Annotated in this window: 10 protein-coding genes; 4 read left to right on the top strand and 6 right to left on the bottom strand. The window is 40.5% G+C overall.

Annotated features, from left to right (window positions below):
* Positions 1 to 22 precede the first annotated feature (22 nt).
* From NMG86_RS07550 to NMG86_RS07535, 4 genes are all read right to left on the bottom strand, one after another.
* Entirely contained in the window at positions 23 to 826 is an 804-nt protein-coding gene (locus NMG86_RS07550) for a hypothetical protein (protein ID WP_026787501.1), read from the bottom strand.
* A gap of 3 nt (positions 827 to 829) precedes the next feature.
* Positions 830 to 2,128 carry a DNA cytosine methyltransferase gene (locus NMG86_RS07545; protein ID WP_026787502.1) on the bottom strand — a complete coding sequence of 433 codons (1,299 nt, stop codon included), beginning with the start codon at positions 2,126 to 2,128 and terminating at the stop codon, positions 830 to 832.
* A gap of 58 nt (positions 2,129 to 2,186) precedes the next feature.
* On the bottom strand, positions 2,187 to 3,542 hold the full coding sequence (locus NMG86_RS07540; protein ID WP_026787503.1) for a dihydroorotase: 1,356 nt from the start codon (positions 3,540 to 3,542) through the stop codon (positions 2,187 to 2,189).
* 75 nt (positions 3,543 to 3,617) lie between these two features.
* Complete coding sequence (locus NMG86_RS07535) at positions 3,618 to 4,976, bottom strand: histidine phosphatase family protein (RefSeq protein WP_026797360.1); 1,359 nt, start codon at positions 4,974 to 4,976, stop codon at positions 3,618 to 3,620.
* 146 nt (positions 4,977 to 5,122) lie between these two features.
* On the opposite strand from NMG86_RS07535, the gene NMG86_RS07530 reads away from it, so the two are divergent.
* A complete protein-coding gene (locus tag NMG86_RS07530; RefSeq protein ID WP_026787505.1) occupies positions 5,123 to 6,652 on the top strand; it encodes a CPBP family intramembrane glutamic endopeptidase in 1,530 nt (509 codons plus the stop codon).
* Between the two features lie 105 nt (positions 6,653 to 6,757).
* Here NMG86_RS07530 and NMG86_RS07525 read toward each other — a convergent pair whose 3' ends face one another.
* Positions 6,758 to 7,102, bottom strand: coding sequence for a hypothetical protein (locus NMG86_RS07525; RefSeq protein ID WP_026797359.1), 345 nt, complete (start codon positions 7,100 to 7,102; stop codon positions 6,758 to 6,760).
* Positions 7,103 to 7,464: 362 nt separating this feature from the next.
* On the opposite strand from NMG86_RS07525, the gene NMG86_RS07520 reads away from it, so the two are divergent.
* Complete coding sequence (locus tag NMG86_RS07520) at positions 7,465 to 8,829, top strand: FAD/NAD(P)-binding protein (protein ID WP_026797358.1); 1,365 nt, start codon at positions 7,465 to 7,467, stop codon at positions 8,827 to 8,829.
* A 256-nt stretch (positions 8,830 to 9,085) separates the two neighbouring features.
* On the opposite strand, the gene NMG86_RS07515 is transcribed toward NMG86_RS07520, so the two are convergent.
* Positions 9,086 to 9,997 carry a calcium-binding protein gene (locus NMG86_RS07515; RefSeq protein ID WP_052338669.1) on the bottom strand — a complete coding sequence of 304 codons (912 nt, stop codon included), beginning with the start codon at positions 9,995 to 9,997 and terminating at the stop codon, positions 9,086 to 9,088.
* Positions 9,998 to 10,242: 245 nt separating this feature from the next.
* On the opposite strand from NMG86_RS07515, the gene gor reads away from it, so the two are divergent.
* Together gor and NMG86_RS07505 are read left to right on the top strand one after the other, a co-directional pair.
* The gene (gene gor / locus NMG86_RS07510) at positions 10,243 to 11,586 is read left to right on the top strand and encodes a glutathione-disulfide reductase (protein ID WP_026797356.1); all 1,344 of its coding nucleotides are present in this window, start codon (positions 10,243 to 10,245) and stop codon (positions 11,584 to 11,586) included.
* A gap of 151 nt (positions 11,587 to 11,737) precedes the next feature.
* Positions 11,738 to 14,050, top strand: a complete 2,313-nt coding sequence (locus NMG86_RS07505) for an IMS domain-containing protein (protein WP_026797355.1) — start codon at positions 11,738 to 11,740, stop codon at positions 14,048 to 14,050.
* Positions 14,051 to 14,275: the final 225 nt, after the last annotated feature.

The following is a 14,275-nucleotide window of genomic DNA, read 5'->3' as shown; positions in this document are numbered from 1 at the left end:
GGCTTATTTATCTTTGCTAAAATTATTCCCATATTTTATATTGTTCTAAGTCCGCTCTTAAAATATCTTTGCTCAAAACTAACTGGTAATGTTTTTCTTTAACAATCCTAATTTGCTCATCTTCTAGGGTTAATTCAAACATAGCAATAACATTATCTTGCATAAATTGGGTAGATACGGGACGACAAATCAAATCAGGGAATTTACTGATACAACAGCTTATATCCTGTTTTGTTTGAACAACACCAAGCTGATCAGATCCTCCTTTAGCTTGAACTGGAATGACATATTGTGCACCATTTTGATTTACTCCTACATAAATTTCATCTATTTCAATTTGTCCAATATTAGGTACTGTAGTTCTCAGATGATTTTGTAAGGAATATGTTGTAATTCCTAGAAAAATATCTATTAATCGGTTATAGCGTACCTTTGCTAGTAATGCTTGTTCATCAGTTAAAGCATACTTACTAATAATTTCAGGTGTCGAGTCAGGAATTTTTATACAAATTAGATTGGGGTTAGGAGTAATTCGATTAATTGGACTCAGTTTAAATCTATAAACTGCTTGTCCTGCTAACTCAATAACCCATTCTAAACCATCAGGTGCAGTATCAGATATTACTGTTGGAAACTTTCGCCTAAAACGATAAGAATATAAAACATCACCTAAATTTTTAGGAGATGGGATATTGAGACTTTGAGCAACTTCAGTAAATTCAGAACGACTGAATTCAAAATTAGTTATACCTTCTTGATAATGCTGTCTAAATATTTCAGCAATAATTGCATCATATCTTCCTGATTTCTTGCTTTTATCTGCCATAAATTATTCACCCTTATTTCCTCTTTTTCTAGGCTCAATTACATGAGGATCAACATTATAGCGTTTTGCCGCTTGGGACATATTCAAATATAATAACGCATCATCACCTAATTTTTCCTTTTCCGTTGGTTGACTAGGAATTATTTCCAAAAGTTTGATAATTTCCCCCGCCACGGCTTTAGCTAATAAGGGCGGAACCGAATTTCCAACTTGTCGAAAACCGTGCCATTTTGTACCTTGAAATCTAAACCAGTCGGGATAGGAATGTAAGCGGGCGGCTTCTCTCACCGTAATACATCGAGGGGTATAGGGATGAATTGGACGAGGGGAAGTAAAGGCGCCTCGGTTACTGGGTGTTCCGGCTCTTAAAGTGTTACATAAACCTTGAGGATGGAGTTTATGAAATCGACTGATTTTTTCGGTTTTCCCCCATTCCGTGGCTTCAAATCGTGCGGTAGAGGTGGGAGAATGTTGCGATCGCAAACTACAAGTTAACAAATTTTTATCAAAAATTCTCGGATAAGAAAAATTATCCTTAACCGCAAGTAATCCCCGCAATAATTGAGCATAAAAACTTGATTTTTGATATTCCGCTAAGGTATAATCTTTTAAGAATAATTCAGGATATTGTTCAATAGTGGGTAAATCTCCAATGGCATCCCAAACCGTCGGACAGGGAGATAAGTTATTTAATTTATTATCAATTCTAGGATTAACTTTTGGGGATTTTGTGATGGGTTGAGGATAACCAGGTAGGGGTAAACCTTTTCGAGATCCTAGAATAAATAAACGTGATCGATCTTGAGGTACACCATAATAGGAAGCATTTAAGACTTGATAGTTTTCTATGACTTGATAACCCTGACTTTGCAGCTTATCAATAATCTCAGTAATAAATTGTCGATGTTTTCCGACCGTTAAACCCGGAACATTTTCCAAAACAAAATATTTCGGTTGTAATTCATCAACTAACCGAATAAAATGAAACATCAAACTATTTCTAGGATCATCAAAAGCCCGTTTTCCCATTAACGAAAAACCCTGACAAGGTGGCCCACCAAATACTATATCAATATCTCTATTTCCAATATCAGAATCCTGTCTAATTTCTGATCCCGTCAGGGTTTCAATACCTTGACAAAACACCTTCCAAAATGGAAAATTATATTCATGGGTAGCACAATGAATTGGGTCAATTTCTACGGCGGCTAAAACATCAAATCCAGCCTGTTCAAAACCGAGGGTCATACCTCCCGCACCCGCGAATAAATCTATAGCAATCGGTCGTTTTTGAGTCTTCACAGTCAATTATTTTTACTTAAAAATGTTAAATTAGAGTCTAGTTTCTTGTGACCACAGGCTAAGATATACTAACATCATGCGACCAAGTTTTGATCACTAGCCCGGTAATTTCTTGCCCTAACCAGGGAGTATTAATAGAGCGAGATTTGAGGGTATTGGTATTAACAACCCAAGAAGTCTTAGGATCAAATAATATCATTTCTGCGGGTTGATCCGGTTGAATAGAATAGGGAGTTTGTTGTAAACAAATAGCCGGGTTACTGCTTAAAAATCCCCATAAATCTAAGGCTGACCATCGCCCCGACTCAACAAAGGTTTCCCATAATAGAGGTAATGCTAATTCTAACCCAATCATACCTGGGGGAGCATCGGCAAAGGCAACGGTTTTTTCTTCATAAGAATAGGGGGTATGATCAATGGCGATCGCATCAATAATTCCCGTTTCCAGTCCTTGAATTAAAGCCTGTTGATCCGATGGATTTCCTAAAGGTGGATCTACTCTTAAATTAGGGTTGTATGGGAGAGGAATAGCATGAATAATCGTTGAATCTTGATCTTCTAACGGTTGATTCCAAATCCGATTAATAGATGTGGTATTTAATAATAAGTGTATCCAAGTTGTACTGGCGGTAATTGGTAAATTACGGGCTTTAGCTTGGGCTATTAATTCTACACTTCGCGCCGTAGAAACCCGCATAATATGAATAGGAGTTCCCGTTACTTCTACTAATTCTAATATCGCGGCTAAGGCTGCGGTTTCAGCAAATTGGGGGATTCCGGGCAAACCACATAATATAGAATCATTCCCCTCTCGCATGACTCCATTAACCGCTAATTGGCGATCGCAAGCATATAAAGCCAAGGGTTTATTTAAAGGTTTTAAATATTCTAATATTCTTCTTAATAACGCTAAATTTTCCAGAGGTTTACCATCAGCAAAACCCACAACACCAGTATCCGCTAATTCACTTAATTCCGTCATTTGTTGACCCGCCACATCTTGAGTTAATGCGCCCCAAAGATATAATTTCGGACGCTGAAACTCAGAATTGAGAATAGCAACTTTTTCAGATCGTTGTTGTAATAATGTCACCGTTGCCGGGTTATCAATTGCTGGAATAGTATTAGGTAAAATCCCTAATCGAGTAAATCCTCCAGCAGCAGCAGCATTTAATAAAGAATTTAAGTTTTCCCTTTCTTCAAATCCCGGTTCCCCACTCTGACTATATAAATCAACTAATCCCGGCCCTAAAATCAACCCTTTACTATTAATAATAATGGTATTTTCAGGATAATCATTAATTTCAGATTCAATAGTTTTAATATAACCATCAATCACTAAAATATCAGCAATTTGATCCCGTTTAGAAACCGGATCAATCACACGAACTTGCTTTAAAAGTTGACAATTCATATTCGAGTATCAGGTGTTGGTTTTAGGGTGCAGTAGAGACGTGCCACGGCGCGTCTCTCTCTCCACACAGTCAACCTATAACGCTCCCGCCGCCGTTTTATCGAGAATACTACCCGATAAATGGCTAGTAATATTATCAGCTTGTAACACAGGTAAACCCTCAATTCCTTGGGGATAATCAATTACTGTCACCGCCCCATTACCTTGTTTAAAGTTCCAAAAATGATCCGGAGGCAGATTAAATAATTGACACAAAAGGGCTTTATTAATGGCATCATGGGCAACCACTAATATAGTTACATTTTGGTGATTATAGGTTTCAACAATCTGCTTCCACGCAATTAAAGAACGTTGCCAAACCTGTTGTAAATTCTCACCTTCAGGCATTTGAACCGTTTGCGGTGCTATTTTCCATTCCTCTAATAATCCCGGATAAAATTGTTCAATTTCCGCCTCAAATTTACCTTCCCATAAACCATGACTAATTTCACAAAATTCCGGTTCTAATTGTAACTCTATCCCCGGATGATTTTGTAATATAATTTCTGCGGTTTCCTTGGGACGTGCCATGGGACTTGTTACCGCAAAATCAATTTTAATTTCCTTGAGAAATTCCGCCGCTTTCCGAGCTTGTTCTCGACCATTATCATTCAAAGGAACATCAATTTGTCCCTGGAATTGACCCATGCGGTTCCATTCCGTTTCCCCGTGTCTAACTAATAATAATCGCGGCCCTTGATGACCAGGACGTACAGAAGGCACTTTATGACCAACGTGAGTTGTTAAGTTCATTGACTCCAACTGAACATCCGCAGGTTTCGGTAATTCTCCGGGGATAATATTAGTAAAATTCAAAATACTAATCCCACAGTTAGACTGTTGTACACTTTGATAAAATTGCGGTTGAATTCCTAAAGCCGTCGCAATTAAACAACGATTAATTCCATTATGAGCCACTAATAAAACCGTTTGATTTTGATGACGGGCTAAAATTTCCCGCCAAAATTGTTTAGCCTGTTCAAATAATGCTAATACGGGAAAATGTTGTTTTTCTCCTTCAGGAGTTGAAACCAGCATCGAAAACTCATGGGGCGAGTCGTGCCAGGTCTGATACTCTTGGGGAAACTGTTCCATCACCGCTTGACGTTCCATCCCCGCCCACAGGGGAAGATCAATTTCCATTAACAGGTCGCTGGGCTCTACTTTAGGGGGGTCAGACAGATAGGTGACGATGATTTGGGCTGTTTGTTTCGCCCGTTGCAGGGGACTGCAATAGAGAGCATCAAACTTTAAACCATTCAAGGCATCACCGACTTTCTGAGCGGCCACAGAACCTTTCTCTGTCAAAACAGAGGCATCCAAGCGACCTTGAATTCGACTTTGGGCATTATAGGTACTTTGACCATGACGGACAAGAATTACACGGGTCGTCATTGTTAAATTGAGGAGTGGGAATTTTGGACTCTGGACTGAACCGAATTTAAGCCAGATGTGATTGTACCGCGTTTCGGACAGCATCGGTTAAAATATTGAGTCTATGGCTCCAACTCGGCAATATTTTATTCTCAAGTTTTGAAATCATGACACCCAAACGCTGGATTTTAGCAATTTTAACCTTATTAGCAATTAGCTTTTTGGGTTTATCGTTACTCAATAGTTGGACTCAACCCCAAATTCAAAGCCGTTTAGAATTATATCAAACCAATTTACTGCTTCATGCTTCCCAATGGCAAGGTAAGGGAACAGAAGCCGATAATTCAATCATATTACGCGATAATTTAATTGGTAAAACTCCGGTACAAGAAGCCCTTAAACAATATCAACAAGTACAAGAATCTGCTGCAAAAAACTTAGCTAAATTTCGAGAAAATAATGAACAAATAGCAGCAAGCTCTTTACAGGAATTAGAACAACTAAATCGAGATTTACAACTGAGAATCGGGATTTTAAAAACTCAGTTAGGATCTACTGACCAAGCCATAGAAACCTGGAAGACTTTGGTAGAAACAACCTCGGAAAAACTTCCTGCATCCGGGGATAAAAATAGTATAATCAAAACCGCAAAAACAGCACAGGTGTTAATCGGATTATGGCAAACTCCCGCCCGATTATTCCCCGATGCCGAACCAATTTTACAAAACTATTTAGAGGGTTGGTTTCGTTATCAAGCCTTAGTTAAACTCTATACGTTACAACAGCGTCCAGAAGCCTTAGTAACTTTAGAAACCCAACAACAGGAACGCTCTGAACAAGCAATTTTTAAGTTAATGATTGTTAGTGCTATTCCAGGTATAGGATTAATCCTGGGATTATTATTAGCTATTGTTTTAGGAATTCAATTAATATTTAAAGGCAAGGATTCTGTTTTAGCCACTAATATGGATGTGGCTTGGTTAATTCCTTGGAATGGAGAAATTATCTTACAAGTTTTTGTAGTGGGTTTTTCTTTATTGGGGCAATTCTTTATTCCCCTAACTTTAAGAGCGGTTTTTCAAGGCTTAAATCTTCAACCCAGTAGTTTTGATGTCAGGAGTCAAGCGGTTTATATTTTAATCACCTATCTATTATTAATGGTAGGAGGATTTTCGGTTTTATATTTCTCGATTAAATCCTATTTCCCCTTACCAGAAGGTTGGTTTACCTTCAAACTCAAAGATAATTGGTTTGTTTGGGGTTTGGGGGGATATTTAGTCGCCTTACCTTTGGTGATTTTAGTGTCTTTAATTAATCAGAAATTTTGGGATGGACAGGGAGGCAGTAATCCTTTATTACCAATTGCTTTAGAAAGTCGAGATAGTGTGGCTTTAGGGATATTTTTTATCACTGCATCCATCGCGGCACCGATCTTTGAAGAAACTATGTTTCGAGGATTTTTATTACCGTCTTTAACCCGTTATCTTCCCCTGGGAAGTGCAATTATTTTAAGTGGATTTCTCTTTGCCGTGGCGCATTTTAATGTTTCGGAAATTTTGCCCTTAATGACGTTAGGAATTGTTCTAGGGTTTGTCTATACGCGATCGCGCAATTTATTAGCCCCCATGTTCATGCACGGATTATGGAATAGTGGCACTTTATTGAGTTTATATATTTTGGGCAGTGGCGGAAGTTAGAAAGTTGACATCCGCCGTTAATAGACAGCTTAATAAAAAGCCGTCCTAGAAGGACGGGGTTTTAAACCCATTTTTCTGATAACTGATTTGGACTAGCTATATTAACTATTGATCGGGTTTAATATAAGTCGATAGACAACTATTGATGGCATTTTGAATTTCTGAATCTTGCTTAATTTGTTCTTTGCTCAACATCCCTAAAGACTGTAATTTTTTATCGGGAAGTTTCAGTAAATTATTCAGGGTGCAACGACAATACTGTTCTCCTTTTTCTGGCTCAAGACCAAATTGACTTACCCCTTCTAAACAGCCGTTCATGTATTCGCTACTAAAGACTTGTGCTTCTTCATTCGTTAAGGATAACGCCTGATCAGCCGGGATGAAAAAACCAGGACCTAGCAATAAGACCATTAGGGGCTGGAAACGACGAAAAGCAAAAGAAGTCAACATTAAGATCAATAACTGTAGAGGTGGATTCAGCAATTACTTTCAATTCTAGCTTAAGTCGGAAAATCAACAATTAACAAACAGGTTTGTCGATACGGAAAAATCAGAGGACGCAAACCCCTGAATTTATCATGGTAGAGACGCTAAGAACAGGATATCGCTTTGCACCTGGCTTACGCAGAAACCGGGTTTCTTTGGTCTTGTGCGATAGATGACTTTTTAGGGCTTGACATCTTAAATGAATTGAAATACACTTACAATACAAACAAATTAAAATTCAGCCTATCAACTGCTTTCATGCCCAAAAGAGGGCAGTTGATTTTTATAAACATCTAAAAATTAATCATCAGAATTAACTCCTATTTATGACTCAAAAGATTGCAATTATTGGGGGCGGTTTTAGTGGGGTGATGGTGGCAATTCATCTCCTCCAAAAAGCCTCCCAGTCTTTAAATATTTATTTAATAGAACGCAGAAATAAATTGGGGGAGGGGATTGCCTATAGCACTCCTTTAGATCATCATTTGCTCAATGTTCCTGCCGGAAAAATGAGTGCTTTTGCGAATCAGCATGACAATTTTTTACAATGGCTGAATGTTCATTATCCAGATAAATTAATTACGGATAAAACCTTTGTTCCTAGAAAATTTTATAGTGAATATCTGCGCTCAATTTTGCAAGACGCTGAACAAAAAGCTCGGGCTGGAGTTCTTTTTTATCGGGTTTTAGATGAAGCGATCGCTATTGACAAAACACCCAGCAATTTAATTATAACTTTAAAAAGTGGAGAACAACTATCCGTTGATCAATCTGTTTTAGCCCTAGGCAATTTTCCGCCTCAAAATCCGGCTATTTCTGACCCTTCATTTTATCAGAGTTACCGTTATGTTCCTTGGGCTTGGTCTGAACCTCAATTACCCTCGATATCAACCTATGAACCCCTATTATTAATCGGATCTGGATTAACCGCTATTGATATTATTGCTACTCTAAAAGAGCAAAACCATCAGGGTAAAATTTATGTTATCTCTCGACGCGGTTTATTCCCCCAACCCCACGCAAAAGTCGAACCCTTACCCCCATTTTTAACCCCAGAATCTGCCCCCAAAACCACAAGAAAATTACTTCATAAAATTCGAGAAACAATTGACAATTCTGCTAAAAAAGGATATGATTGGAGGGCAGTAATTGATTCTTTACGGGTTGAAACCCCCTCAATTTGGAATCATCTTTCACCCCCAGAACAGGCTCGATTTTTGCGCCATGTCCAACCCTATTGGGAGGTTTTGCGGCATAGAATTGCACCCGATATTCACCAACAAATCCAAGAGTTATTCAATAATCAACAGTTAATTTTATATGCAGGTCGAATTTTAGAATATTCTGAAAATTCCGATCATGTAGACGTGATGATTCGTCAAAGACACAATCAAGAATTATTGAATTTACGAGTTAGTTTAGTCATTAACTGTACTAATTCAGTCGGTGATTATCATAAACTTAACAATCCTCTACTGGGTAACTTATTCAAAAGCGGTTTAATTCGTTCTGATTCATTAAATTTAGGTTTAGATGTCACCAAAACTGGAGCATTAATTGATCAAAAAGGTGAAATTTCTCAACAACTATATACTTTAGGTACAGCCTGTAAAGGATCTCGCTGGGAAACCACCGCAGTCAGAGAAATTCGAGAACAAGCAGAAAATTTAGCAACAGAATTGTTAAACTGAATCTAACAATTTTATAGCAATCCTATTTGAGTTATATCCAAGATTTCGGCTTAAAAGTAAACACCGGCTGTTTCATATAGCAATCCTATTTGAGTTGTCATATTTTTTCAAATTTAACCCTGACGGTAGGGGTAATTCATGAATTACCCCTACCGCGATTGATTTAGGATTGCTATATATCAATCCGCGTCAAGATTGTAATATTTTAATACTTATATGAAACAGCCAGAAGTATTATCCGGTCTTCCCTGTTCCCTTAAATACTATCTGAAAAAGAAACAAATTGAAGTTGCGCGGGAGAAACTCCTTTGACTAAACCTAAAACATTCCCGGTTTTAGCTTCTGTAATTACTGTCACCGATGCTGATTCAATTTGAAAATCCAAAGTTCTAATCTGACCCAGAGGCAAAGGGCCACTACTATCATAATCTCGGCGATCGCCATAGGTAATGGTTTTTTCGGTTAACACAATATCATTAACCGTTAACCCCCCCGTCAAGCCGATTTTATCCCCTTGGACGCTATTGTAATCAAGGATAAAATCAGAGGTAATCTCGTCAAGACCATCAACGTTACCGCAACCACAGTCCACTGGCGGAGGAGTGGCGGTATCGGTGCGTAGGACAAATACATCCGCACCTTCACTACCCCAAAGCCGATCCACGCCCAAATCACCGATCAGGGTATCATTTCCCGCCCCACCGACTAAGGCGTCCTCCCCTTGACCCCCTCGCAGTAAATCATTATCTGCATCCCCAAACAGATAATCATTGCCCAAATTACCACTGAGCAGATCATCCCCCGTACCCCCATAAAGCACATCGGAGTCTTGACCCCCCCACAGGGTATCATTTCCCCCTTGACCTTCGAGGGTGTCATTTCCCTGATTTCCCCTCATTGCTTCTGAGTCTGTGGAGCCCCGAACATAATCATCTCCCCCCAAGGCGGCTAACCCATTGGGATATTTAGAGATCCCTAGGGGGTTACTTCCGAGGACTCCGGGGGCAATTTCAACGGTATCGGCATTTTCCGTTAATAAAAATAGCCCTGATTTCAGATCTCCAGGGGTTAAAGGTTGGGAGATTACCGGAATATTGGAATGATCCTCCCCTGCGTGTCTCGGTGCTCGGATGCTCACGGATTCTGTTTCTGATGAGATGGATTGCATATTGTTTGATTTGAGTTAGATCATCAATATTATAGGACTACCCAATTTAGAAATTATTTTATCCCTTGTTGATTAAAAATTTTATATCTTCCCCATTACCTATTCCCCATTACCTATTCCCCATTACCCATTACCCATTACCCATTACCCATTACCCGTTCTCTATAACGGCACGAAAAACCCCTATAATTTAAACTGGATTGAACAGATTAATATTCAAGGGTCATAAAAGAGGTAATTAGATTATGAGTTATGATTATGATTTGTTTGTGATCGGTGCAGGTTCCGGTGGATTAGCTTCTTCAAAACGGGCGGCATCCTATGGGGCAAAAGTGGCGATCGCTGAATATGATTTAGTCGGAGGAACCTGTGTAATTCGGGGTTGTGTTCCTAAAAAATTAATGGTTTATGCCTCTCAATTTTCCTATATGTACGAATATGCTCAGGGTTACGGATGGGGAGAAGTTGAACCTAAATTTGATTGGAATAAATTAATTACTGCTGTTGATACGGAAGTTAAACGGTTAAGTCAACTGCATATTAGTTTTTTGGAAAAAGCTGGAGTTGAACTGATTTCTGGTTATGCTAAATTTATTGATCCCCATACGGTAGAAGTGGGAGACAAAAAAATTACCGCCGATAAAATTTTAATTGCCGTGGGAGGAGAAGCGGTTAAACCCGATATTCCTGGTATTGAACATAGTATTACTTCCCGGGAAATGTTTTTACTCCCAGAACAACCTCAAAAATTTGCCGTTTGGGGTGGGGGTTATATTGGGGTGGAATTTGCTAGTATTCTCAAAGGATTAGGTAGTGATGTCACCCAAATTATTCGCCGAGATTTAATTTTAAATGGGTTTGATGAAGATATTAGAAATAATATTCAAGAAGGCATGACCAATCATGGTATTCAATTCTTAACCGAAAAAGTAATTAAAAAAATTGAAAAAACAGATGCTGGATTAAAGTTGTCTTTTAAGGGGAAAAACTCAAAATCTATAACCGTAGATGCCCTACTTTGTGCCACCGGACGCCAACCTAATTTAGCCGGATTAGGGTTAGAAAATGCCGGGATAGAAATTAATAAAAAAGGCGCAATTGTGGTGACAGCCGATAGTTGTACCAATCAACCTAATATTTTTGCCGTGGGAGATTGTACCGATCGGATGAATTTGACCCCGGTGGCGATCGCCGAAGGACGAGCTTTTGCCGATACGGAATTTGGTCATCAACCCCGATTTATTACCCATGAAAATATTGCCACGGCAGTTTTTTCCTATCCCGAAGCCGCTACCGTGGGTTTAACCGAAACCCAGGCCCGGGAAAAATTTGGTGACAATATTAAATGTTACACGGCCCGTTTTCGTCCCATGTTCCATAGTTTTACTGGATCAGAAGATAAAATATTTATTAAATTAATTGTGGAAACTAATACCGATCAGGTTTTAGGTGCCCATACTGTCGGAAAAGATGCGGCGGAACTAATTCAAGGAGTAGCGATCGCGGTTAATATGGGAGCGACCAAAAAAGACTTTGATAATACCATGGGAATTCACCCCAGTAGTGGAGAAGAATTTGTCACCCTTTAAACAATTACGAATTAAGAATTACGAATTAGGAATTAAGAATTTAAGAGTTGATAACTCGTAATTTGTAATTCGTAATTCGTAATTTATTTCTATTTCTGCCATTTCCTGCTAATATGGCTAAATCAGTTTCTCACCGTTGGGGAAGTTGCCCGTGCGTATTCCACTCGATTATTACCGAATATTAGGCTTACCGATTCAAGCAACTCCAGAACAACTGAAGCAAGCGCACCGCGATCGCACTTTGCAACTTCCGAGACGGGAGTATTCTGATTTAGCGATCGCCGCGCGCAAACAGTTGATTGACGAGGCTTATGCTATTTTATCGGATGCCGATCAGCGAAATGCTTATGATATGGGGTTTTTAGCCAAAACCTACGAACCCGAATCAGAAGTTAAAACTCCGGCCTTCGGGAAACGGGCCACCCCCGAATCCACAGCCCTCGAACCCGTGATCGATGCCCATACCCCCAGTATTGAGATCGAAGATCAACAATTTGTGGGAGCTTTATTACTCCTGCATGAGTTAGGGGAATATGAATTAGTGGTGAAACTCTGTCACCCCTATTTGAATACGGGCAGTATTGGGTTAAAAGATGGCCGTTTTGGGGAAGCCTCCCTAATTGTTCCCGATATTGTTTTAACCGTCACCAGTGCCTATTTAGAACTGGGTCGAGAACAATGGCAACAAGGACAATATGAAAATGCCGCTTCTTCCTTAGAAGCCGGACAGAATCTATTATTAAGGGAAAGCTTATTTGCCAGTTTAAGAGGTGAAATGCAAACGGATCTCTACAAACTCCGTCCCTATCGGATTTTAGAATTACTCCAACTCCCCCTAGAAAAAGCCGCAGAACGTCGCAAAGGACTGCAACTCCTCCGGGAAATGCTCCACGAACGTAGCGGTATTGATGGTCAAGGGGATGATGGGTCAGGTTTAGGCGTTGAAGACTTTCTGCGGTTTGTGCAGCAACTCCGTCGCCAGATGACCACCGCCGAACAACAGGGGTTATTTGAAACCGAAGCCCGTCGCCCTTCGGCCGTTGCCACCTATTTAGCGGTTTATGCCTTAATTGCTCAAGGATTTGCCGAGGCCCAACCCGCCCTAATTCGCAAGGCTAAATTAATGCTGATGCAGTTGGGGCGGCGACAGGATGTGCATTTAGAAAAGGCTGTTTGTGCCTTATTGTTGGGGCAAACCGAAGAAGCCAGTCGTTCCCTAGAATTAAGTCAGGAACGCGAACCCATTGCCTTTATCAGAGAAAATTCCCAGAATTCCCCCGACCTGTTACCCGGATTATGTTTATATGCGGAAAGCTGGTTACAGGATGAGGTGTTTCCCCATTTTCGGGATTTGCTGGATAAGTCGGTATCCTTGAAGGATTATTTTGCCGATCCCCATGTCCAGGCCTATCTCGAAGCCCTACCCAATGAAACGGGCAGCCCTTCTAATGAGTGGGTGGTAGTGCAACCAAGACGTCCGCCGACAAACCCAGGTTCTGGATCAAAGTCCATGACCCCAGCCCCCGGTGCAACGGAAACGAGTCCTCAACTCACCCAGGCTTCTTTAGACGCTTTAACGGCCACTTTAGCCGCTAGAAATATGGGGGTATCGAGTGCCAATCTCCAAGAACCCTTAGCCCCCTCCCAACCCCCAGCCAGTGTTCGGACTGCGGTAGAAACGGGTTCTACGGCAACATCTTTGCAAGGAAATCACAAAATTCCTGAATCTTCCCGTCGCGGTGCTTCCGAAACTTCCCCACAACCGCTCCCAGACCCGGCGGCGTCGGCTAATGTCCCTCCAACTCCCGCCTCCAAAAACGCTTCTAGCTCTGCCAATAGCAGCAGTCTGCGTCGGATTCAACGGAAAAATGATTCTAGTCAATGGCGTCGGTTATTAATTCTAGGTCTGGGAGGGTTATTCGGACTTTGGTTGCTTTGGTTCTTACTTTCCAGGGTTTGGGGAGCCTTCGCCGATGTTTTGGGCTGGTCTGGGCCAACTTTGAAAGGGGAACAGGCAATGGTGCAGTTAAGCCAGCCTCCCTTACCGATTCCTGAACCGACACCCGTTACCGCCGAACCGGAAAAAATCACTCCCGAAGTGGCGGAAGCCAAACTGAATCAATGGTTATCGGCAAAATCCGCTGCCCTGGGGCCAGAGTATCAAGTTGAGGGGCTGCGGGAAATATTAGTTGATCCAGCCTTGGCCCGTTGGGTGGCTATGTCACAAAATATGAAACAAGATGGTTCCCATCGCACTTATAAACACAACGTCAAAGTTAGTGAAGTCCAGATGGATCAGACCAATCCCAACCAAGCGATCGCCATTGCCAATGTTCAGGAACAAACCCAGTTTTTCAGTCGCGGTCAGGCCCAAAATACTGAGGATGCCTCTTTACAGATTCAGTATCGGTTTATTCGCAAGGATGGAGCTTGGCGCATTGAAGATTGGCAAGTGATTCGTTGATGGAAAAAAACCTCTTTGATCCCCAAAGAGGTTTTTTTTACCTCCAAATGTCAGGGTTTCATGACATAATGATCCCCAAAATCCCGAAAACTGTGTATATTTACTTATCAATATCCGTTTACCCCTTGACCAAACTTAATATTTTCTGCAATATGGTGAGTAATCAAGCGATCCCCATGATCCCTAAGAATTTCTACAGAGTTATCAATCTGCTGTTTAAGCCAA

This window comes from Planktothrix rubescens CCAP 1459/22 (assembly GCA_904830895.1).
Taxonomy (GTDB): Bacteria; Cyanobacteriota; Cyanobacteriia; order Cyanobacteriales; family Microcoleaceae; genus Planktothrix; species Planktothrix agardhii.
The sequence above is the reverse complement of the archived record's forward strand: the minus strand, read 5'-3'. Positions and strand labels throughout refer to the sequence as shown.